Origin of the sequence: Maribacter sp. (genome assembly GCF_039974175.1) — a bacterium.
In the GTDB taxonomy this organism is placed as follows: Bacteria; Bacteroidota; Bacteroidia; order Flavobacteriales; family Flavobacteriaceae; genus Maribacter_C.
In genome coordinates, this window is sequence record NZ_JBDWJN010000010.1 from 1,055,455 (window position 1) to 1,079,032 (window position 23,578).

21 protein-coding genes are annotated in these 23,578 nt (G+C 37.9%); 11 read left to right on the forward strand and 10 right to left on the reverse strand.

All coding sequences use genetic code 11. The features are described 5' to 3' along the window. Positions 1-3: 3 nt before the first annotated feature. The 6 genes from ABJN95_RS13800 to ABJN95_RS13825 all read left to right on the forward strand — a co-directional run bounded on the left by ABJN95_RS13800 (position 4) and on the right by ABJN95_RS13825 (position 5,879). Entirely contained in the window at positions 4-1,011 is a 1,008-nt protein-coding gene (locus tag ABJN95_RS13800) for a glycosyltransferase family 2 protein (protein WP_348370998.1), read from the forward strand. Between the two features lie 159 nt (positions 1,012-1,170). After that, positions 1,171-3,090 (forward strand): BatA domain-containing protein, encoded by a 1,920-nt coding sequence (locus ABJN95_RS13805; protein WP_348370999.1) that lies wholly within the window; start codon positions 1,171-1,173, stop codon positions 3,088-3,090. Continuing rightward, positions 3,090-4,343: a dihydroorotase gene (locus ABJN95_RS13810; RefSeq protein WP_348371744.1), complete on the forward strand. Its 1,254-nt coding sequence runs from the start codon at positions 3,090-3,092 to the stop codon at positions 4,341-4,343. The genes ABJN95_RS13805 and ABJN95_RS13810 overlap by 1 nt, the downstream gene beginning before the upstream one ends. 46 nt (positions 4,344-4,389) lie before the next feature. Next, a complete protein-coding gene (locus tag ABJN95_RS13815) occupies positions 4,390-4,707 on the forward strand; it encodes a hypothetical protein (protein ID WP_348371000.1) in 318 nt (105 codons plus the stop codon). A gap of 86 nt (positions 4,708-4,793) precedes the next feature. Next, positions 4,794-5,120, forward strand: a complete 327-nt coding sequence (locus ABJN95_RS13820) for a hypothetical protein (RefSeq protein ID WP_348371001.1) — start codon at positions 4,794-4,796, stop codon at positions 5,118-5,120. Between the two features lie 99 nt (positions 5,121-5,219). Continuing rightward, on the forward strand, positions 5,220-5,879 hold the full coding sequence (locus tag ABJN95_RS13825; RefSeq protein ID WP_348371002.1) for an alpha/beta hydrolase-fold protein: 660 nt from the start codon (positions 5,220-5,222) through the stop codon (positions 5,877-5,879). 51 nt (positions 5,880-5,930) lie between these two features. On the opposite strand, the gene ABJN95_RS13830 is transcribed toward ABJN95_RS13825, so the two are convergent. Together ABJN95_RS13830 and ABJN95_RS13835 are read right to left on the reverse strand one after the other, a co-directional pair. Further along, the gene (locus tag ABJN95_RS13830; protein WP_348371003.1) at positions 5,931-6,425 is read right to left on the reverse strand and encodes a hydrolase; all 495 of its coding nucleotides are present in this window, start codon (positions 6,423-6,425) and stop codon (positions 5,931-5,933) included. A 55-nt stretch (positions 6,426-6,480) separates the two neighbouring features. Next, entirely contained in the window at positions 6,481-7,257 is a 777-nt protein-coding gene (locus ABJN95_RS13835) for an MBL fold metallo-hydrolase (protein WP_348371004.1), read from the reverse strand. A 165-nt stretch (positions 7,258-7,422) separates the two neighbouring features. Between ABJN95_RS13835 and ABJN95_RS13840 the strand changes: the two genes are divergently transcribed. Continuing rightward, on the forward strand, positions 7,423-8,877 hold the full coding sequence (locus tag ABJN95_RS13840; RefSeq protein WP_348371005.1) for a TonB-dependent receptor: 1,455 nt from the start codon (positions 7,423-7,425) through the stop codon (positions 8,875-8,877). A 108-nt stretch (positions 8,878-8,985) separates the two neighbouring features. Here ABJN95_RS13840 and bcp read toward each other — a convergent pair whose 3' ends face one another. Continuing rightward, a complete protein-coding gene (gene bcp, locus ABJN95_RS13845; RefSeq protein WP_348371006.1) occupies positions 8,986-9,438 on the reverse strand; it encodes a thioredoxin-dependent thiol peroxidase in 453 nt (150 codons plus the stop codon). Between the two features lie 55 nt (positions 9,439-9,493). Here bcp and nth point away from each other — a divergent pair, with 55 nt between their 5' ends. Further along, a complete protein-coding gene (gene nth / locus ABJN95_RS13850; RefSeq protein WP_348371007.1) occupies positions 9,494-10,156 on the forward strand; it encodes an endonuclease III in 663 nt (220 codons plus the stop codon). A 232-nt stretch (positions 10,157-10,388) separates the two neighbouring features. Here the strand turns inward: nth and ABJN95_RS13855 are convergent, their stop codons facing one another. The 3 genes from ABJN95_RS13855 to ABJN95_RS13865 all read right to left on the reverse strand — a co-directional run bounded on the left by ABJN95_RS13855 (position 10,389) and on the right by ABJN95_RS13865 (position 12,189). Continuing rightward, positions 10,389-10,970, reverse strand: coding sequence for a sigma-70 family RNA polymerase sigma factor (locus ABJN95_RS13855; protein WP_348371746.1), 582 nt, complete (start codon positions 10,968-10,970; stop codon positions 10,389-10,391). A 419-nt stretch (positions 10,971-11,389) separates the two neighbouring features. Continuing rightward, complete coding sequence (locus tag ABJN95_RS13860) at positions 11,390-11,533, reverse strand: hypothetical protein (protein ID WP_348371008.1); 144 nt, start codon at positions 11,531-11,533, stop codon at positions 11,390-11,392. Between the two features lie 74 nt (positions 11,534-11,607). Beyond that, the gene (locus tag ABJN95_RS13865) at positions 11,608-12,189 is read right to left on the reverse strand and encodes a sigma-70 family RNA polymerase sigma factor (RefSeq protein ID WP_348371009.1); all 582 of its coding nucleotides are present in this window, start codon (positions 12,187-12,189) and stop codon (positions 11,608-11,610) included. A gap of 359 nt (positions 12,190-12,548) precedes the next feature. Between ABJN95_RS13865 and uvrA the strand changes: the two genes are divergently transcribed. Together uvrA and ABJN95_RS13875 are read left to right on the forward strand one after the other, a co-directional pair. Further along, positions 12,549-15,329: an excinuclease ABC subunit UvrA gene (gene uvrA / locus ABJN95_RS13870; protein WP_348371011.1), complete on the forward strand. Its 2,781-nt coding sequence runs from the start codon at positions 12,549-12,551 to the stop codon at positions 15,327-15,329. A gap of 123 nt (positions 15,330-15,452) precedes the next feature. Further along, positions 15,453-16,661, forward strand: a complete 1,209-nt coding sequence (locus tag ABJN95_RS13875; protein ID WP_348371013.1) for a hypothetical protein — start codon at positions 15,453-15,455, stop codon at positions 16,659-16,661. Positions 16,662-16,783: 122 nt separating this feature from the next. Here the strand turns inward: ABJN95_RS13875 and ABJN95_RS13880 are convergent, their stop codons facing one another. The 4 genes from ABJN95_RS13880 to ABJN95_RS13895 are packed head-to-tail and all read right to left on the reverse strand — an operon-like array spanning position 16,784 to position 22,259. Next, positions 16,784-18,241: an oligosaccharide flippase family protein gene (locus tag ABJN95_RS13880; protein WP_348371014.1), complete on the reverse strand. Its 1,458-nt coding sequence runs from the start codon at positions 18,239-18,241 to the stop codon at positions 16,784-16,786. After that, a complete protein-coding gene (locus ABJN95_RS13885) occupies positions 18,241-19,512 on the reverse strand; it encodes a glycosyltransferase family 4 protein (RefSeq protein WP_348371015.1) in 1,272 nt (423 codons plus the stop codon). The genes ABJN95_RS13880 and ABJN95_RS13885 overlap by 1 nt, the downstream gene beginning before the upstream one ends. After that, complete coding sequence (locus ABJN95_RS13890; protein WP_348371017.1) at positions 19,512-21,962, reverse strand: hypothetical protein; 2,451 nt, start codon at positions 21,960-21,962, stop codon at positions 19,512-19,514. Before ABJN95_RS13890 ends, ABJN95_RS13885 begins: the two co-directional genes overlap by 1 nt. Before the next feature lie 33 nt (positions 21,963-21,995). After that, a complete protein-coding gene (locus ABJN95_RS13895; protein WP_348371019.1) occupies positions 21,996-22,259 on the reverse strand; it encodes a DUF4834 family protein in 264 nt (87 codons plus the stop codon). 166 nt (positions 22,260-22,425) lie between these two features. Here ABJN95_RS13895 and ABJN95_RS13900 point away from each other — a divergent pair, with 166 nt between their 5' ends. Further along, a complete protein-coding gene (locus ABJN95_RS13900; protein WP_348371020.1) occupies positions 22,426-23,523 on the forward strand; it encodes a transporter in 1,098 nt (365 codons plus the stop codon). Positions 23,524-23,578 lie beyond the last annotated feature (55 nt).

A 23,578-nucleotide genomic window follows, 5' to 3' on the forward strand; every position in this document is an offset into this window, starting at 1 on the left:
TCTATGGAAAATCCATTGGTCAGTATTCTTATTCCCTTTAAAAACACGGCTGTATTTCTAGAAGAATGCATTGAATCTATTCTGAATCAGACCTATGTCAATTGGGAAGTCTTAGCAGTAGATGACCACTCTGTAGATGAAAGTTTACAAATTGTTAAGCGATTCGCCAAACGTGATTCGCGAATACAACCCCTTCATAATTCAGGAATGGGTATTATAAATGCTCTGCGAACGGCATATTCAACAAGCAAGGGACAGCTCATAACCCGAATGGATTCTGACGACATCATGACGCCTAACAAAATAGAAGTACTAGCCAACGCACTTTTAAGTCATGGCAAAGGCTATTTAGCCCTTGGGCAGGTAAAATACTTTTCTGCCCGTGGCATTAGCAATGGCTATGAACGTTACCAAGATTGGTTAAATCTATTGACCCAATCGGGAAGTAATTATTCTGAAATATATAAAGAGTGCGTAATTCCATCGCCTTGTTGGATGACCTACCGCAGTGATTTAGACAGCTGTGGTGCTTTTGTACCAGATCGATATCCTGAAGACTACGATTTAACATTTCGATTTTATGAACAAGGACTGCAATGCATTTCCTGCGACGAACTTCTGCATATGTGGCGTGATTATGATACCAGAACTTCACGTACTAGTGTTCATTATGCTCAAAATTATTTTTTGGATATCAAACTGCATTATTTTCTAAAACTAGATCACGATACGAATAGACCGTTGGTGGTTTGGGGCGCTGGCAAGAAAGGAAAAACAATTGCTAAAGGCTTGCTTGAAAGGCAAATCGACTTTCATTGGTTATGCGATAATCCGAATAAAATAGGAAAATCAATATACGGCAATACTATGTTGCATTATTCATTTTTAGAGCAACTGCCAAATCCGCAAAGCATTGTAACCGTCGCCAACGAAGAAGACCAGCTGCTGATCCGAAAATATTTAGGTATGTACAAACACCTTTCCATGCAAGACTATTTTTTCTTCTGTTAAGCATGCTCAGTTCAAGCGGGTTCAGTGGGCTACATTCTAAGAAAGCGAATGCCCCTTCTTAAGGTTGGCATAAAATTCATCTGGGTCTTACTTCTTTTATCATAAAGCGCAACGATCTTTTGTCTTTTTTGAATTATATTTGCCAAATCAAAATCGGGAATGCAGTTTAAACATCCAGAACTTCTTTGGGCCTTATTTCTCCTGCTGATTCCTATTTTTATTCATCTTTTTCAACTACGCCGATTTCAAAAAACCCCTTTTACGAATGTCAAGTTTCTTAAAAAGGTCGTTTCAGAATCTAGACGTAGCAATAGCTTAAAAAAGTGGTTGTTATTAATTACTCGAATGCTTTTGATGGCGGCTATGATCCTTGCTTTTGCACAGCCCTTTTTTGCTGAAAAGTCAGCATTACAAGACAAAGAAACGGTGATTTACCTAGACGATTCTTTCAGTATGCAGGCCAAAACCAACAATAGCACTTTGTTAGAGGACGCCATTCAAAACCTAGTTCAATCAATACCAGATGATCAAGTATTTAGTCTTTTTACCAATGAAAAAGTCTTTAAGGAAGTACGATTGCAAAATATTCAGAATGACCTTTTACAGCTTGCACATACCTCCAAGCAGTTGACATTAGAAGAGGTGTACTTGAAGGCCAATACTTTTTTTGACCAGGAGAAAAATTCCGTTAAAAATCTGCTTGTAATCTCAGATTTTCAGCAAGTAATGGCGTCGGTAAAAGAAGACACTGCACAAAGTATCCAAAAACATTTAGTGCGTCTTAGCGCGGAAGACCTAGAAAACGTTTCGTTAGACTCGGTTTATATGAGCACAATAGCCTCTGATAACATAGAGCTGACTACATTGATTTCAAGCAACTCAGATACAGAGAGCACCGCAGTATCTCTATTTAACGAAGAGCGTTTAATTGCTAAAACAGCCGCAACCTTTAACACCAACAAACTGGCGAGAGTGAGTTTTACCCTACCCAAGAATGAGGTAATTAAAGGAAAAATTGAAATTTCAGATACGGGTTTACTCTATGACAATCAACTCTTTTTCAATATTGACGCTAAGGAAAAAATTAAGGCTTTGGCCATCGGCAATGCAAAGAGTAATTTCTTAAAACGCATCTTCAGTCCAGATGAGTTTGAGTTCAAATCGGCGATTTTAAACAACTTGAATTATAGTGATCTTAACGAACAAACCTTGATCATTCTAAATGAGCTAGAGCGTATACCCAACGCATTGGCAACAAGTATAAAATCTTTTACCGAAAATGGCGGGTATTTAGTAATTATTCCTGCATCTGAAATAGATTTAACTAGCTACAGCCAACTTTTATCCAACTACTACGCCACAGCCTATACTCAAAAAGTAAATACTGAGCGAAACATTACCGATATTTCCTTCTCTCATCCGCTTTACCGCAACGTATTCGATAAAAATGTGGCAAACTTTCAATACCCGAAAGTAGCGCAATACTTCCGCTTGCGAACAAATGCACCTGCCATTCTTTCTTTTCAGGATAGCCAACCTTTTTTAGTGGGTTCTGAGGGGGTATACATTTTTACTGCCTCCTTATCAACCGAAAATTCTAATTTCAAAAATTCACCCTTGATTGTGCCTACCATTTATAGTATGGGCATCAATAGCTTAAGACTGCCCGAATTGTACCATTCTCTTGGAAACGATCAAAAAGTAGATATCGTGGCCCAATTGCCTAAAGATCATATTTTAAAGGTTTCGCAGGGAGAATATGAGTTTATTCCGCAACAAAGAACGGCTGCTAACAAGGTGTCTATGTATTTCGGTGAATCTCCTGTGAAAGATGGCATATTCGGTGTTTTCGACAAAGAAAATTTTTACCAAAATTTGAGTTTTAACTATCCAAGAGATGAGAGCAAGCTAGTATATGTCGATGTTGCAAATGTTAATGCCAGTAGTAGAAACGAGTCGATTACATCTCTTTTTCAACAATTGCAAAGTGACAATACGATCAATGCGCTTTGGAAATGGTTTGTTATTTTAGCAGTGCTATTTATGTTGATTGAGGTGCTGATACAAAAATACTTATGATGAACATACTCTTAAAGAATACTACCATTGTAGATTCAAGCAATAAAAGACTCCATCTCAAAAAGCGAGATATGCTTATTAAAAATGGAGTAATCGACAAGATAGCTTCCAAAATAACCCCACCAAGCAGAACAAAAATTATCGACCATAAGAACCTTCATGTATCGGCAGGTTGGTTTGACAGCAGTGTGAGTTTCGGCGAGCCAGGTTATGAGGAACGTGAAACCATTGAAAACGGCTTGAAAACAGCGGCAAAAAGTGGTTTTACTGATATTGTTTTGAATGCGAATACAAACCCAGTTCCAGATAGCAGTTCAGATATTGTCTTTTTGAAAAACGCGGCAAAAGATAGCGCAACCAGCCTCCACCCTTTGGGAACCTTAACCCTAAAAGGAGCGGGAACAGATCTTGCAGAATTGTATGATATGAAGAATGCAGGCGCTGTTGGTTTCTATGACTTTAAGAGCCCAATCGAAAACGCGAATCTGCTAAAAATTGCGCTGCAGTATGCCCAGAATTTTAACGGACTCGTACATTCTTTTCCCTTAGATACCAAAATAGCGGGAAGAGGGGTGGTAAATGAAGGTCCAGTTTCAACTAAATTGGGTTTAAAAGGAATTCCGGCTTTGGCCGAAGAGCTTCAGATTGCACGCGACTTGTTTATTCTCGAGTATGCTGGTGGAAAACTTCATATACCTACCTTGTCAACGTCGAATGCAGTGAAACTTGTGTCAGAAGCTAAGAAAAAAGGCTTGGATGTCAGCTGTAGCGTTGCCATTCACAACCTTTTTGCCACAGATGACGTTTTAGAAGAATATGACTCGAATTTCAAAGTAATGCCACCCTTACGCACTAAAAAGGATGCAAAAGCCCTAATAAAAGGACTAAAAGAGGGAGTGATTGATTTCGTTTGCTCTGATCATACTCCTATAAATATTGAAGAAAAGCGAGTAGAATTTGATAATGCTTCACCAGGTTCTTTAGGCCTGGAAACCTTCTTCGGAATATTGAATCAAATTTTCGAACTTGAAACAGCGATTAGCTTGTTAACCAAGGGACGTGCACGCTACCAATTAGAAACCCCATCTATCAAAGAGGGTGAGAAGGCCTGCCTAACGCTTTTCGACCCTATGGCTGAATACACCTTTGTTAAAAAAGATATTGTTTCAACTTCAAAAAATAGTATGTTTCTTGAAAGGACAATGAAAGGTCGAGTTTTCGGAGTTATTTGCAACAACCAAATAGTTAATTGAGTAACTTTAGGTAGTGACAATATAACCAACCTTAAAATCAAAAATTATGGAACAAAGTACAATTGATGAAGGAAAAACCACGGCAATAATAAGTTATGTATTTACGCCAATCGGTTTACTTATAGCCTATTTAATGAACAATTCAAGTAAAAATGCTTTTGCCCAATTTCATATTGGTCAATCGGTACGACTTGCACTACTTGGTGTTGCAAATATGGTTTTGGGGTGGATCGTACCCTATTCACTGAGTATGATAACTACAATAATAGGATTGGGTATTTTTGTGCTGATGATCTTGGGCATTATTAATGCCGCTAATGGTAAAGAAACACCACTTCCGCTCATAGGAACTATTGGAGGGTAACCCCTATTCCAAATCAAATAAAAAAAGAGGTTCTATTGGAGCCTCTTTTTTTTGTTCAAAATACGAAGTTCACCTAACTTTGAAAGATGAACAATTCATCAAAACAAGGGAAAACAACGGCAATAGTTGCCTACTTTACCCTAGTAGGGGCTTTGATTGCCATGAGCATGAATATGGAATCTAAAAACGACTTCGCCCGTTTTCATACCCGCCAAGCTTTCGGACTTCACATTATGTTTTTAGGCTTTGCATTATTTCTTAGTTACGCGTTCAATCAATATGCTTGGTATGGTCTTTATATTTTTTACTTGGTATTATGGGGATATGGTTTTGTTGGAGCCATCTCTGAAAAAAAGCAGGCCGTTCCCATACTCGGACCCTACTTTCAAAAATGGTTTACTTTTATACAGTAAGTTATCCAATGCGGAGGCTTACAGTGAACCGGAAAAAATTGAATTATGAATTCGTAACTTTTGATCCTGAATTGAACAGTTGAACTTTTTTACATTTATATGACTACCGCCCACTTATCTTTGGAACATTTAATTCGACCTTCAAATAGTACTGTAGGAAAACCACCTGTGCTTTTTATGTTTCACGGCTATGGAAGCAATGAGGAAGACTTGTTCTCTTTTGCTCCAGAATTACAAGCAGCACTTTGTGTTATTTCAGTACGGGCCCCCTACCCTATGGAGCCTTTTGGCAATGCTTGGTACGCTATCAATTTTGATGCGCAAAACGGTAAGTGGAGTGATGACGAACAAGCAAAAAATTCTAGAGAAAAAATTGTGGCCTTTATTGATGAAGCTTGCAAAACCTACGGATTAGATACAGAGAACATCACTTTATTGGGTTTTAGTCAAGGAACGATTTTGAGCTATGCAGTAGGATTGTCCTATCCAGAAAAGATAAAGAATGTCATCGCCCTTAGTGGATACATTAATGAAAACATACTTGTAGAGGGCTATGCCGATAAGTCACATAATAACTTAAATGTATATGCTTCTCACGGGCAGGTAGATCAGGTCATCCCTCCCGAATGGGCACAACGAGCTCCTGATTTTCTATCCAATTTAGGAATTAAACATGTTTACGAAGAATTTCCTGTTGGTCATGGCGTAGCGCCCCAGAATTTTTACGCTTTCAAAAAGTGGTTGGAAGACAAAATATAGACCTTCCAAATCTTCAATTGTCGTTGGATGCCTGTGATTTGGAGTTTTCTTCTAATTGCTGCGGGTATAAAGCAAATGATCCATCATCGTAAAATCGACACCCATATCATCTTTTAGCTCATATTTGATCAAAAGCTCTCCCCAGTATTTTCCATCGGAAAAATCGACAACAATCCACCTATGATTAAGGATTTTGATTTTGTTGAGTTTAAAATCATTTTCCATACCCTCATAAGGAATTAAGGGGTTATTTCCCTTTTGTTCGTTAGTTTCCAAAAGTTTATCTGCGATATATCGTGCAGGGTCATTAATATTCAAATGCTCGTAATAAGCCAAGGCATCATCGTTATTTTCTAAGGAGAAATACTGCATGTTCAAAAGATTCAATTGAGACTGCTGCACCGAATCTTTTAAACTCACAATTTCACCTTGTAGTTTTTCTATTTTAGCGTCTTGGGTTTCCACCAGATTTCCACTACTCACGAAAAGGTACAGTGCAATCAAAGCGGCAAAAACAAACAAATAAAGGAATATTTTATTTTTCATGAACAATCAATTTATGGGCATACCCGCGAAAGCGGAAATCGTTTTCGTTTCAATTCTAAACTGTTATTTCTAAATTATCATAGGCCAAATGTACGTTCTCAGGTAATTCTTTTTCTACTTCATCATGAAAACCCAGTAAATGGCTAATATGAGTGAAATAGGTGACATCTGGCTGCACAGTTTCAACCAAAGCCAAGGCCTCCTGGAGGTTAAAATGCGAATGATGCGGCTCTTGGCGCAACGCATTGACCACTAATACTTTTGTGCCTTTTACCTTTTCAATTTCTTCAGCATGCATACGTTTGACATCGGTCAAATAGGTAAAGTCTTTCAGTCGAAAACCAAAAACCTGCAATCTGTTATGATCTACATCTATTGGGGTTACCGCAGTATTACCAATAGTAAAAGCTTGGTTGTTTTTAATGATATTCAGGGCGACCGAAGGAGCGCCTGGATATCTGTTTTCATTCGCAAAAATATAATCGAATCGTCTCTTCAACGAACTTGCTACACGTTCATGTGCGTAAATAGGAATATCTCCTTGACGAAAGAAATAGGGGCGAATATCGTCTATGCCAGCAGTATGATCTGCATGTTCATGAGTGAATAAAATACCATCTAACCTATTTACCTTATTGGTCAACATCTGCTGCCTAAAATCTGGTCCGCAGTCGATTACGTAATTGAAATCATCCCAAGAAAGTAACACCGAGACGCGGAGTCTTTTGTCTTTCGGATTCTCGCTAAGACAAACCGGATGTGTACTTCCAATAACAGGTATTCCCTGGGAGGTTCCAGTACCCAAAAAAGTGACGCTCAGTTTACTTTCCATCAATTTCAAAATTATAACTATTTATTGAAATCAATCTTTTTTCTTGCACATTCCTAAAGTTTAAAACAATTAAAAACAGATATTAATAATTTATAAAAAATTAAATCGTTTATGACTTAGATACTATGTGAACTTCTTATTTTTGTTAAAAATAAAACACACTCCATGGCTTCTGTTTTAAAAAGGGATACTGCATTCGAAAATATTCCTTCCATTAAGGCGAAAACACTCAGAATAAATTTGAATCCCGATATCTATGGCACCTTTGCTGAAATTGGTGCCGGACAAGAAACCGCCCGTCATTTTTTTAGATCAGGTGGAGCTTCAGGAACCATTGCAAAGGCTATGAGTGCTTACGATAAGCAGTTTAGCGATGCGATATACGGAGTAGAAAAAGATGGTAGATATGTAACCCAGCCTCGTTTAAAGACCATGCTATCGCATGAAATGAGATTGATGGAAGAGCGTATTAGCCGAGAAAGTCATCCAGATCGTTTATTTTTCTCTTATGCCAATACAGTGGCAACAATTGATTTTTCAAAGCGCTATAAAGGCCACGGTTGGATAGGGATACGCTTTCAATTAGATCCGAATCAAAAAGAATTAGACGAGATTATTCTGCATGTTCGCTTCAAACAAAACGAGGCTCGACTGCAGCAAGAAACCCTTGGCATTTTAGGAGTAAATCTTATTTATGGGGCTTTTTACAAGTACCACAAGCCGAAGAAAATGTTGAAATATCTATATGACCACATAGATAAAGACACTATTGAAATTGATATGATCAACTTCTCGGGTCCCAATTTCAAAGCGGTTGACAATCGATTGATGAGTCTTCAGCTAATTAAAAATGATATGACCGATGCGGTCATGTTCGGTCCTGACGGAAATAACCTTTTGCCAGCGGCTGTTCTTTACAAAAAGAACATTCTAGCACTACGTGGAAGCTTTAGACCTGTTACCAAGGTAAACCTTGATATGTATCAAAAGTCATATGATATTTTTATCAGAGATTCTACTGTTGATTTAGATAAGACCATCGTAATATTTGAGATTACCCTTTCAAATTTGAAAGCTTCAGGCGAAATTGATGAACAAGATTTCATGGATCGGGCAGAACTTCTGTGTTCACTTGGGCAGTATGTTATGATTTCCAAGTTTCAAGAATATTACAAGTTGGTAGAGTATTTCAACAACTACACCAAACAACGCATCGGCCTTACTATGGGCGTGAACAATCTAGTAGATGTATTCGATGAAAAGTATTACCGCCATCTCAGCGGAGGTATATTAGAAGCCTTTGGAAAGCTCTTCTTTAAAGACCTGCAGGTATACCTGTACCCCATGAAAGATGCTGAAACCGGTCAAATTATGACTAGTAACAATGTCAAAGTGCATCCGAGAATGAAGGAGCTCTATAAATTCTTTAAGTACAACGGCAAGGTGATGGATATTATAGATTATGATCCTGAAATCATGCATATTTTTTCACGAGATGTACTCAAAAAAATAATAAATAACGAAGATGGCTGGGAAGAACAACTCCCAGAAGGTATTGCTGAAATGATTAAGAAAAAGGAGCTTTTTACTAAAAAATTAGCCAAAGCCGAAGAGAAATAAGTCATACAAAGGACCCTCTTAAACCACTCTATCTAATCAATAAAAAAGTTCCAAGTTCCAAGCTATATGCAATGGAATTTGGAACTTTAATTTTTTCTGCATTTTGCTTCAGTCTAGTAGCTGAGCCGCATGATCTTTGGTTTTTACTTTATCTATTACCTTGGTAATTGTGCCTTTTTCGTCAATTACAAAAGTTTTTCTATGTATACCATCATACTCCCTCCCCATGAATTTTTTTAGTCCCCAAACGCCAAAGATGTTGATAACCTTATGGTCTTCATCTGCCAGTAAAGGAAAAGGGAAATCAAATTTATTCCTAAAATTAGATTGTCTTTTTTGAGAATCTGCACTTACACCCAATAATTCATAGCCCTGTGCTTGCAGTTCAGCATAATTATCCCTCAAATTACAAGCCTCCACAGTGCAACCAGGGGTATTCGCTTTTGGATAGAAAAAAACAACTAATTTTTTACCCAAGTAATCAGATAAATTTATAGTATTGCCATCTTGATCTTTGGCTGAAAATGTAGGTACTTTATCACCTACTTTCAATGTATTCATATGCAATTTTAATTAGATTTATGTTTTATTTTAAGAAGATAAAGTTAAACAAAAAATGACAAAAGCCGAAAAGGTAGATTTTACCATAAAGACCTTACAGGAATTGTACCCGGAAATTCCAGTTCCCTTAGATCACAAAGATCCGTATACCTTATTAATTGCTGTATTAATGTCAGCTCAAAGCACCGATGTTCGCGTTAACCAGATTACTCCTCTCCTATTTGAAAGAGCGGACAATCCTTACGATATGGTGCAGCTTTCTGTTGAAGAAATAAGAAATATCATAAAACCAGTTGGACTATCACCTATGAAGGCAAAAGGGATTCATGGTCTTTCAAAAATGCTCATTGAAAAATACGATGGAATTGTTCCTAAAGAGTTGAAGTTATTGGAAGAATTCCCAGCAGTAGGTCATAAAACAGCGAGTGTTGTAGTATCACAGGCTTTTGGAATCCCCGCCTTTCCCGTAGATACGCATATTCATAGACTAATGTACCGTTGGGGGTTCAGCAGCGGAAAAAACGTCGTTCAAACTGAAAAAGATGCCAAGCGATTGTTCGCCAAAGAATTGTGGAATGACTTACACCTGCAAATCATTTGGTATGGTCGTCAATACTCACCAGCTCGAGGGTGGGACTTAGAAAAGGACATCATCACCAAGACCATTGGTAGAAAAAAAGTCATTGAAGACTATTATAAATCTAAAAAAACCCGCTAAAAGCGGGTTTTGGTTTAGTTTAAAACATTTTCAAACTTGAGATCTTTATATTCTATCACATGGAGTGATCGTGAAAAATCGAGCAAAAACTTAACGGTTTCAGCCCCAGATCTAACAAGTGTACATTCCTTTTGGTGTTCAGAGTAAATTTTTTCCATATTGGTATAGTCTTGTTATGTAAGAATAACGCAACTAAGATGGAAATATTGTTTTTTATACTCTTAGGAGAATGTTAATTCGTTAAAACGATATTGTTTTTTTCGATTATCTTCCTAAGATTAATCAATGCATACCGCATACGACCTAAGGCAGTATTGATGCTAACACCTGTGTTTTCAGATATTTCTTTAAAACTCATGTCCTTGTAGATGCGCATTAAAAGTACTTCTTTCTGATCGTCAGGAAGTTCTTCAATCAAATCTTTTAGATCAGAATCTATTTGATCTTTTATAATTTGTTTTTCTGCATTTAGCTTATCGTCTCCGATAACCGAAAAGATATTGAAGTCGTCACTACCCTCGAACTTGGGCATTCTTTTATTCTTTCTGAAGTGATCGATGATTAAGTTGTGCGCAATTCGCATTACCCAAGGCAAAAATTTACCCTCTTCACTATACGAACCCTTCTTTAGGGTTTTAATTACTTTAATAAAGGTATCTTGAAAGATGTCTTCAGTAATATCACGGTCTAAAACTTTTGAGTAAATAAAACTGGTTACTCTTTGATTGTGACGATTAATTAAAGTTTCCAAAGATTTTTCATCTCCGCTAATGTAGTCTCGTACTAAAACTGAATCTTCAATCTGGTTTTCCATGTAGGTAGGCTTTTTAGATAAGGTTTGGGACTTTCCGTTAGAAAGATTTTTTTGGGTCATCTAGTTATTTTTTGAGTTTAATCTTAAATCTTTGCGATTTTGCTTCGATTTACAATTATGATCTAAAACTAGATATATAGGGGCAAGAGAAAAAAACATTGTTGTCAAACCGCTTGTTTTTGATGTGAAACGCCACTTTTCTATTTTCAACAAAATAAAAAGCAGCATCACGCGTTGCTTCCAACAAAGTACACCACTTATTTTACTCCTTCTTTTTAACACTTTAACGTTTGAGGGATTGAAATTTTTCAAAAGTGGTCACCCTGCATTCTTTAACTGCATCCTTTATGGGTTAATATAAAAAAGAAAGCCCCCGACAAATTAAATTTGTCGGGGGCTAACCATGAGCGTTTTGCGATCTAGTTCAGGTTCGTTTCAAACTGAATACCTTTGGCCTCAGTTATTTCTAGTGATTTAGAAAAGTTCAATAGAAATTGAATCGTTTCTGGTTTTGCTTGAACCAGGTCACATTGCTTTTGTTCTTTAGAGTAAATTTTTTCCATATCTAGTTTGGTATTGTTTTCTAAGATAACGCAACGAAACAACAATGTAATTAAATCACTCGACCTATGGTCTATTAATTCGTTAAAATAATATCATTCTCTGAAATGACCTTTCTAAGGTTAATAAGAGCGTAACGCATTCGGCCTAGAGCGGTATTAATGCTAACGCCCGTATTTTCGGAGATTTCTTTAAAACTCATATCCTTATAAATACGCATAACAAGCACCTCACGCTGATCTGGAGGCAATTCGTCGATAAGAAGGGTCAAGTCAGAATCTATTTGATCTTTAATGAGCTGACCTTCTATATTCAACTTCTCGTCTCCCATCACTGAAAAGATATTGAAGCTATCGGAACCTTGATACATGGGCATTCTCCGATTCTTTCTAAAATGATCAATTATAAGGTTGTGCGCGATACGCATAACCCAAGGCAAAAATTTACCCTCCTCACTATAGGTGCCCTTTTTTAGGGTTCGGATTACTTTAATAAAGGTGTCTTGAAAAATGTCTTCAGTTATTCCTCGGTCGTTTACTTTGGAATAAATAAAACTACTGATACGCTGGTTGTGACGATTAATCAAGGCCTCTAACGCTCTTTCATCTCCTTTAATATACCGCTTGATTAATATGGGGTCGTCAAATTGTGCTTCCATAACGATTACTTTTTTTGGTTAAACTTAGGACCCTCTTCAATACGAAAAGGACTTGTGGGTTATTCTTCCAATTTTAAAAAAGTAATCTTCTTGCTATAGGCTTTTTGACTTTTAAGTAGATTCAAATATATATAAAATAATATACTTCGAAAAAAAATCTATCAACTATGTCCATTTTTTTTATAAAAATAAGCAGCATCCGGTAGTGAATTTTCTTAGAAGTAAACAGGTGAAAAAGGTGATAAACAGCCTATCTATGTTAACAACAACTAAAATGTCATTTACCTTATTTTTTAAGATGTATCGATACTGGCTATTGTACTACCCTATTGTTATCTTTGCAACCTTAAAATTCCATTATGGGCTCCATTCTTGACGTAAATCCAAAGGAAAACATCATTATAAAGGGTGCAAAACTGCACAACTTAAAAAATATTGATGTTGTCATTCCAAGGAACAAACTGGTAGTAATTACCGGTTTATCGGGTTCCGGAAAATCTAGTTTGGCATTTGACACCTTATATGCCGAAGGGCAACGTCGCTATGTCGAAAGTCTTTCTTCGTATGCCAGGCAGTTCTTGGGAAAGCTTGATAAACCTAAAGTTGATTATATAAAAGGAATCGCCCCTGCCATTGCAATCGAACAAAAGGTAAATTCTACCAACCCGCGTTCAACCGTAGGCACTACCACAGAAATTTATGATTATCTAAAACTGCTATTCGCTCGCATAGGAAGAACCATATCTCCCGTTTCCGGGAACGAAGTAAAAAAGAATACCGTTACCGATGTTGTAATGTATGTAAAAGCATTCGAAGCAGGAACAAAGATGCTCCTATTAGCCCCTATACGGATACGAGAAGATCGAGACGCATTAAAATCCTTGGAATTATTTTCAAAACAAGGTTATGCTAGAATAAAATATAAGGGAGAAGTACTTCGAATTGATGCTGTGCCTAAAGACATTGGCAAAGAATTCGATTTGGTCGTGGATCGAATTATTGTTAAAGAAGATGAAGACTTCTACAATCGATTAGCAAATGCTATCGATACTGCTTATTTCGAAGGAAAAGGAGAATGTATTATCGAAGAACTTGCTTCTAAGGAACAGAAACTCTTCAGCAATAAATTTGAGTTAGACGGAATGTCGTTCTTAGAACCCAATGTGCACCTCTTCAGCTTTAACAACCCCTATGGGGCCTGCCCAAAATGTGAGGGGTATGGTGATGTTATCGGAATCGATGAAGATTTAGTGATTCCGAACACCGCATTATCCATCTTTGAAAATGCCGTTTTTGCCTGGCGTGGCGAAAGTATGGGTTGGTACAGAGACCAATTGGTCAATTCGGCCTATACGTTCGATTTTCCCATTCACAAGCCATGGTTCGAACTATCAGAAGAACAAAGGCAGTTGGTATGGGATGGTAATGAACATTTTATAGGCATTCACAAGTTTTTTAAACAGTTAGAAGAAAAGAGCTATAAAATTCAGAATAGGGTTATGCTTTCTCGCTATCGTGGTAAAACTCGATGCGGTATTTGCAAAGGCAAACGCTTGCGCCCTGAAACTGATTTTGTTAAGGTAGATGGCAAGTCAATTTCAGATTTGGTAGAACTTCCCATTGAAAAACTATTATTGTTTTTTAAAGGTCTCCAATTAAGCGAACACGACACAAAGATTGCGTCGCGCCTATTAAAAGAGATCAATACGCGCTTGGGGTTTCTAAATAAAGTAGGTTTGAGCTATCTAACTTTAAATAGAAAGTCAAATTCTCTTTCAGGAGGGGAAAGTCAACGGATTAACCTTGCGACCTCATTAGGCAGTAGTTTGGTAGGCTCCATGTATATATTAGATGAACCTAGTATTGGTTTGCATCCCAAGGATACCGAGAATTTGATAGCCGTTTTACAATCCCTTCGTGATTTGGGGAATACCGTAATTGTTGTAGAACACGATGAAGACATCATGAAGGCGGCAGATGAAGTCATTGATATTGGACCTGAGGCTGGCACCCACGGCGGAGAAGTTGTGGCACATGGCACGCTCGATGAGGTTTTATTATCTACATCGCTTACTGCAAGCTATCTCAATGGTACCGAAGAAATTGCCATTCCGGAAAAAAGACGTGAATCAAAAAATTTCATTACGATCAAAGGCGCACGAGCCAACAATTTAAAAAATATAGATGTCACCTTTCCTTTAAATATGCTCACCGTGGTAACCGGAGTTTCCGGTAGTGGAAAGAGTACCCTAGTGAAGAAAATTCTATATCCTATTATCTTGAAGGAAGTTGGCGGTTATGGTGAAAAGGCCGGACAATTCACTTCTTTTGAAGGAAAATACAAGGATATCAAACATGTTGAGTTCGTCGATCAGAACCCCATTGGTAGATCTTCACGCTCTAATCCGGTTACCTATATTAAGGCCTACGATGATATAAGAAGTCTGTTCGCATCGCAGAAATTAAGTAAGATACGCGCTTATCAGCCCAAACACTTCTCGTTTAATGTAGATGGCGGCCGCTGTGAGAAATGTAAGGGCGAGGGCGAAATCACTGTAGAAATGCAGTTTATGGCTGATGTTCATTTAGAATGTGACACCTGTGGTGGAAAGCGTTTCAAGAAAGAAGTGCTCGAAGTAAAATTCGAAGATGCGAGTATCGATGATATTCTAAATATGACCATTGATGATGCAATCGCTTTCTTCGAAACCCATGATCAAACTAAGTTGGTCAACAAATTAAAGCCTTTACAAGACGTTGGTTTGGGCTATGTTACCTTAGGGCAGTCCTCCTCTACCCTTTCTGGTGGTGAGGCGCAGCGTATCAAATTAGCTTCTTTTTTGGTCAAGGGAAATTCAAAAGATAAGGCACTCTTTATTTTTGATGAACCGACCACAGGACTACATTTTCACGATATTAAAAAATTATTGAAATCCTTTAGTGCACTCATTTCCAGAGGGCATTCCATTGTCGTAATTGAACATAATATAGAATTGATTAAATGTGCAGATTACATTGTTGATTTAGGGCCTGAAGGAGGAGAAAATGGGGGGCAACTTCTTGTCTCTGGAACTCCTGAAAAAATTATTACTAGCAAAACTTCACATACTGCAAAATACCTTCGAGAAAAATTGCTTTAAGATTATTTTGTTTTAAATATTTGTATATCAAGTAATTACACATATTTCTAAATTTCTGGCACGCTGTTTGGTATATACTAATCGAATGCGAATAATTCCATTCAAAATTTAAAACCTTATATCATGAGAAATTTAGTACTCTTTTTTGCAGCCCTCGTTTTAGGTACCACCGGTATCATGGCAAGTACAGCTGATGATAAGGTTGCCGAACGCAATGCTTATCGATACGACAACTCATTCATCTTTGTCGAAAACGGCATTACGTTTTCCGTTTACCCCGATGGTGAATTTGATTTTTACATTGACAATCGCATAAGAAACCGAAGACGTAATGTGACGTTTAATTCTGGTTTCGATTATAGTCCTTATGCACAGTATGATGATTACGGTGCGGTTATTCAGGTAGAAAATGTTCCTATCTATTATGACTATTACGGACGCGTTTCACAAATAGGTGATGTTGATGTTCGCTATAGAAACGGTAGAGTTCGTGGAATAGGAAGTATGGTTGTTTATTATAATAACCGCGGATTCTACGACTATCATGTAGGCTATATCAATCCGTTCAACAGATTCTATGTGTACAGACCTTTCCACAGGTTCTTTGCGAGACCAGCTTTAGGATTCTGCTTAGTGAATACTAGGCCATACAGAAGATTCTATAGTCCTATTCGATACACTTTTTACAATCCGTATCGATTCAACAGAAGACATGCCTACGCCAAAATAGGACGTGAACATAGGTACAATAGAGTTCGAAGAGAAAGAGCAGGTATCTATAGAAATGACAAGCGGGTTGCCATACGTGACAATGCACGCAGAAGCGTTAGAAGTAATAGAACTGTTACACGAAATAATGTGAATAGAGGTGATAGAAATTTGGCTCGAAACAACAACTCTAGTCGAAACAATCGAACCACCACACGTAGCAATACGAATGCAGGTAATAGAACCGTAGCAAGAAATACTACAAAGCGTTCAAACGCTAGATCAAATGGTAGAAGCACTACGATAAGAAATAGTGGTTACCGCAAAGGAACTGCTTCTAATCAGAGAACAGTTACCAAACGAGAAGTAGTAAAAAGAACACCACGTACGACTACTGTTAAAAGAAGTACAACTGTGAGAAAACCAGTTAGTAGAAGTTCAAACAGAAGTGTTCGTACTACAACAAATAGAACAAAAAGGTCTGTAGCAAGACCTACGCAAAGAACTTCAAGAAGTACCGTTAGCAGAAGTTCGTCTTCTAGATCAGTTCGTAAAGCACCGGCTAGAAGTTCAAGAAGTAGCAACAGTCGTGCAACCTCTTCAAGAAGTAGAGGAAGACAGTAAGTCTAAACAACATTTCAGATGAGACTCTGAAATGAGTTCAGAATAAAAATAGTTTTTAGGTTGGTTAGTTGTTTACCTCCGTAGTAGATTCGTCTACTGCGGAGGTTTTTTATGTAGAAATATTAATTTCTTTTAAAAAAGGAATCAATAACACTGTTCACATCTTCCGAAATCTTAAAGCGATAGATTACATACACAAAGATAAATACCATGGGTATGCTTTTCAAACCTATGTTGATTATAGGATGAAAGGAAAAATCTACAAAATAAAAGGGGATTCCAATAGCAAGTAGAAGCATGAATACTTTCAAAGTATCGCCAGTAAACGGTAGCATTCCAAACTTCACTTTTACATAGATCAACTTGACTGTATTGTAAATAAAGAAGGCCATAAAACTGGCGATTGCTGCCCCTTCGATACCATATTCAGGAATCAACCATAAATTGAAAAGTATAGTTATAATGGCCAATAAGACACCCATAACCAAAACCGTTCGATAATATTCAGAGTTATATAAAATCGCATTATTATTACCTAAAAGCGAGTCATAAACTTTTATCAACCCCACTATAAAAACAACAGTAAAACCACCTCTGTAAACCTCCGGAAGCAGTAGATACAATTCAGCTACATTCGAAACAATTAAAAGAAACAAAATCCCTGAAGCCATAAACAAGGTTAGCGAACTTTTTTGGTAGAGCGTTTTCATTCCTTCGGTATCTCTCGCATTCATAAGCTCAGATGTAAGCGGATAGGTTATTTGATGCATACTCCTTGAAGGAACTATAATCACCATGGCGATATACGTTGCTACGCCATAGTAGGCGACATTTTCAATGGCGATAAATTGATTCAGCATCACCTTATCAATTTCGAGCAAAATAATAGCCGCTGACCCACCAAGAATAATCAAGGTAGTATAACTTAGAATTTTTCGTGTTTGCTCTGGCCAATTAAAATCCAATTTGGGCATACGTAGACTAAAAGCATAAAGCTTCATAATAATCATCCTAGCGATGTATAGCCCTACAAGCGACTTTAAAAAGAATTCGACCGTGATACTATCGAGATAAATAAGCACTAACAAAATCAGTGTACCGGCCCTTACGAAAATTTCCTTCATAAAATTTCCGAAAACAGATTTCAGATGTACCCTTGCCCAAGCATAGAATATTTCGAAATAGGCCATCGCTAAGCCAATTAAGAATATGTACCAAACATAGTTTTTGACAATAGGGTTGGTACGCGATAAAAATTCACCTATGCTGCTATACGCAACATATGAAACACCAAAAACTACTATAGCAATGAGCAATGGCAGCAGCAACATTAGCGTTAAAAAGCTATTTACATCTGAATTCTCTTTAAAACCACTATAAAATTTCACCAAGGTGTTCGGTACGCCAAATGCAATCAAAGGCATAAGCACAGCTGAGGCAGAGAGCAACACGGTTACCAGACCGAAGTACTCATCTGTCAAAAATCGGGTGAATAAGAAAAGGTGGTTGATGGCACCTATGGCGAACCCCAGATAGGTAATTACCGTATTCTTTAAAGATTGCTTAAAGACGATGCCCATTAGATATATTCGGCTAGTTTTCGGGTTAATGCTCTCCTGCTGTATTTGATCGTATCAACAGAAGAAACCTTCAATTGGTTATTTTGGTACTGTTCGAACCAATTTAAAAGTACATTTTTCAATTGAAAATGTGCTGAATATTCGAATATTGCTCCTGTTTTTGTCGCAGTAACGACATCGGTGACCTCCCATCCTATTGGACCTATACCTAGAATAGGGCGTTCGGCGGCCATGTACTCAAACAGTTTTCCTGGAATTATACCCTTGGTTTCTTCAGAATCTATTTCTGCCAACAGGAGCACCTGTGATTTTTGTTGGTATTGAATGGCCTCTTCATGAGAAACGTATCCAATCACGTCGACGTAGTTTTCCAAGTCGAATTCTTTTAGTGTTTGTAATACATCATCACTTAGAACCCCTAAGAACTGCAATCGAACTGATTCTTTAAAAGCTAAATTTTCCGCAATCAATTCTGACAAAACCTTCCACAGGTTCTTGGGGTTTCGTCCAGAAAGCATTGATCCAATGTGAGATATAGTAAATGCTTCATCCAAAGCTACCTTACTAACAACCATTTTGTCATAACCGTTTGTAATTACTTCAATGGGCTGCTTTGTAAGAGTTTGAAATTCTTTCTTGGTGGTATGGCTAGTAACCACAATTTTATCAGCTTTAGCCAACACCAATTGCTCCAATTCCTTATGTCGGTTTTGCGCCATTCGAGTTAGCTTTAATTTCTTATGGTACCCTATCGATGTCCAGGGGTCTCTAAAATCGGCTATCCATTTTATCTTTTTAAATTCCTTTAAATGATACCCAATAAGATGCACACTATGTGGCGGACCTGTAGTGATTATGGTAGCTATTTGTTCTTTTTCAAGAATATCAAATAAAAACTTTACAGAAGGCCGAACCCAATACTTTCGAGCATCAGGAATAAAAAAATTGCCGCGTACCCAGAGCATAATCTGCTCTAAAAACGACTGATTTTTAGTCTGAATGATTCCAGAACTTATCCGTTTTGTTTTCTTCCTAGATAAAATATTTGCGATGCGATACGGTTCGGAAATACGGTGTTTGTAAATGGTTATATCTTCAGGAATCTCATTTACGAAAGACTCGTCTACTATAGGGTAGTTTGGATTTTCAGGAATGTAAACAACAGGTTCAACACCAAAATCCCTTAGATACTTTACAAATTTTAACCAACGCTGCACACCAGGGCCACCAGCAGGTGGCCAATAATAGGTAATGACCAGCACTTTTCGCATTAGTCTTTTGTTTTTTCTTCTTCGCGTCTCCCCTTCCAGAAAGAAAACCCAACACCTCCGAGAACTACCAACACTAAAAGAATAGAACTCGCCAGCGTAATTTTGCTTCCTGTTTCAACAACTTCGGGTTCAAACTTGAATTCAATAGTGTGTTCCCCTTCCGGAATGCGTAAGGCACGAAGTACATAATTTACCCGGAAATGATCTTGCAACATTCCATCGATATAGGCATTCCACCCGTTGACGTAGTACATTTCAGAAAAAACGGCTACACCGGCGTATGTATTTGAAGCTTTGTACGTCAAATGGTTTGGCTTATATTTTTCAAGGCTGATCACAGAGGTCGAATCTGTTCGAAAAGCAAAGCGATTGACATTGGGAAAATCTTTTGTGTTTACAATAGCCTCCCGTTTCGATGACAAGCCTTGAAGCAGTTTTATTTCCTCATCGGGGCTATTAGCCTTCTTCAATTCGGAGATGAACCAAGCATTTCCATTCGCTTCAGGGTTGGTCGCAGGATAACTTTTGCCCTCTTCATCTTGCTGCACCACGTATTTCACATTGAGCATGTTCAAAATTTCTACATTTCCCTTGGTCAATTGGTAGTCAAATAAATCTTGAATTCCCGCCGGTTTTGCGGCGTGGTACCCGCTGATAGATTGGTGAAAATAAGAGGTGCGACCACCTCCAGCTAGACCTTCCGACTGATCCCAAACGCGGTAAATACTTTTATCGGCTTTAATTTCTTTATCGAGAGAAGTTTCTCTAAACGGCTGACTCATAGCCCTTTTTGATACGAAATTCTTCTTATTTACGTAACGAAGATCAACACCTACCAAATCAATAAGTATAAGCGCTCCCAAGGCAATGACTACCATATTCAGCTTTAGCTTTTCCTTCAAAAAGAACCACAAGGCGCCAGCTGTTAACGTAACCAATAAAAATGACCGAAATAAGTCGTTATTATAAATAGCCTTGCGGTCTAATTTGATCAAGGCGTATAATTCGTCTCCATAGTTCGCTTTCAGCATTCGGTCTTGTGGCCCTTCAAAAGCAAAGCTGCCCTTAAAGACAAATAGAAGTACGCATAGGCCAACAACCGAAAAGAACGCGATTTTTAGAGTCTTCCATTTCTTCGCTTTTTGTATAGACGCATCAAAAAGCGCAGCCAATGCCAATATAGCCAACACTGGGGCGCAGAGCTCTAATATGACCTGAATCGAAGAAACGGCTCGAAACTTATTGTAAAGGGGAAAATAATCGATCATAAAATCGGTAAGTAAACTAAAGTTCTTACCCCATGATAAAAACAAGGACATCAATACGCCGCCAAGAAGCCACCATTTGGCTTTTTTCTCGACCAAGAACAATCCTAAAATAAACAGAAAGAAAATGATCGCTCCGATATATGCCGGCCCCGAAGTTCCAGGCTGATCGCCCCAATAGGTTTGAATTTGACTTGCAAAGTCAAGCGCCCTAGTTTTGGGTAAGCCTTGGTCAATAAGAAAGTCATACGTTTTAGAATCTTCTCCTAGATCTTCAAAAGTAGCTCCGCCGAAAAGCCTTGGAACAAAAAGGTTTAATGATTCAGTGACGCCATAACTCCATTGTGTAATGTATTCTTTGTCTAAACCTGTTGATTTTTCTTTGGGAGCCCCATTGACATCAACAGTCAGTTTTGACGGACCACGCGTGCTCCATGCTGCATATTCTTTGGTAGCCATTAGTCCGGTAGCATTTGCCCCAATTCCTAATGTTACGGCAACTAGTAAAATGGCCACAGATACAAAAAAATGCTTGACATACTTTTTTCTGATGGCATCTACCAAATAAACGATTCCCAAAATCAATACCAGCAGCATAAAGTAATAGGTCATCTGATAGTGATTTGCGCGAATCTCAAGAGCCATCGCTATTGCAGTCAAAACAAAGCCCCATAAATATTGCCTCCTAAAGACCAAAATTATCCCTCCCAAAAGCATTGGCAAATAACCTAATGCATGTGCCTTAGCATTATGACCAGCTCCAAAAATGATAATGAGATAGGTTGAAAAGCCAAACGCAAGGGCTCCCAAAATAGCTAGTCGAAAATCGACTTTCATACAAGAAAGCAGAATATAGAATCCTATAAAATAGAGAAAAAGATAATCTGCTGGTCGCGGTAAAAAACGAATAAACGTATCCAATTTTTTTACATAATCATGCGGATAATAAGCACCCAGCTGGTAGGTGGGCATACCACCGAAAGCACTATTCGTCCAGTAGGGCTCTTGCCCATCATTTTGTTTTCGAAAATCATTCTGTTCCTTGGCCATACCAACGAACAACTTGATATCAGACTGACTAATAACTTTACCTTGTAAAACAGGACTGAAGTATGCTAAAGCTACAATTACAAAAAATACGGCCACAAAGAAGTGGGTGAAAAACGCTTTTAAACCTGTTTTCATGAATTGTTTTAGTGGTTGATTGTGCTAAAATAATCAATCAATTTCCTCAAAGTCAATATAATCCCCAACTTTTTCTGAAGTACTTCTTTTCTTGGCTGGTCTTTTATCAATGATCACATCACCAACCTGTTCTTCTTTCGCAGTGTTTTGATTGGCGAAATCACCAAATCTTTCTTTAAAATGGGCTTCGGTCTTTTTCGCTGCGTAGTTGAGAATCTTTGGAGCGAAGAGCCGCGCCAAAATCTTAAAAAGATAATAGCCTAAAATGATTATTAGAATTGTCTTTAAAAAAGCCATAGTAAGAATTAATATTCTAAAAAAAATCAAATCTCAAATTCCAAAAAAATAAAGCTCAGCTATTATAAATACTATTGAAATTTGTTTTGTGCAATTATATCAAAAATACGATTCTCGCGTTGTATTAAATAGACCAAAGTCTTAAAATAATAATAAAATAGTATTTATGGGCAGCCTCTTCGCAGCAAGCAGAGCAATGAAATTGTTATTTTTACTCCTGCTATTCACTCCGCTTTTAGGATTTTCACAATATACAGATGTTATCAATTCCAATAGACCAGGGCTGTCGGTTAGCGCCTACGCAGTTGGTAAAAATGTCATTCAAGTGGAGACGGGTCTGCGCTTTGAACAAAGTGACCACACGTTATTAAATACCCAATCGAACCTTTGGGGAGCAGACCTTTCCTTGCGTTACGGATTGCTTTTCGAAGAGCTTGAAATCAACTATGAAGGTACTTTTCAAAATAAGAACACTACCTTTACGAATAGTGGATTGGAGGATTCCTTCTGGAATTTCTCTCGAAGTCGATTGGGACTTAAATACCTAGTTTACGACCGTTACAAAGACCCTGAACGCAACAAACCTAATATTCGTAGCTGGCGGGCAAATAATGTATTTCAGTTGAAAAACTTGATTCCCTCGGTATCGGTCTACGGGGGTGCGACTTTCAATCTGGGGGATAATCCATTTTATATAGGTGATCCAACGGTTTCCTTTCGTGCGATGGTGGCCACCCAAAGTAGGCTTACGCCGCGCTTTGTACTAATTTCTAATATTGCCTATGATAGAATTTCTACCGATTTTCCAGAATTGAGCTATTTGGTTTCGATATCTTATGCGTTCAGAAACCCTAAATGGAGCACTTTTGTCGAAAATCAGGGCATCGACAGTGATCGCTATTCAGATATATTGCTTCGGGCCGGTGCCGTTCATTTGCTCAGCGAAGACCTACAGGTAGATATGAGTATGGGGGCCAGTTTTAAAAATACACCTTCCAGAATCTTTGTTTCGGCAGGTATGTCATACCGTTTTGATTTGCATACTGATCCACCAGTAAAGGCCATAGAAGATCAAAAGGCAGGAGAAAATGGAGGTCCTATCAAGAAGAACAGTATGCAAAAGAAGAAAGGAAAGAAAGAAAAAAATACGGGTTCTGGTGCTGAGGATATTGATTTAGGCCCGTCAAAGAAACAACTCCGAAAAAAGCGGAAAGCCGAAAAGAAAAAGAAGAAAAAGAAAGATGATGGCGTAATTGAATTTTAAAGGGTCTGAGGTTCGATTCTTGAGATTTCAATACCATTAACATTAAAACAGACCG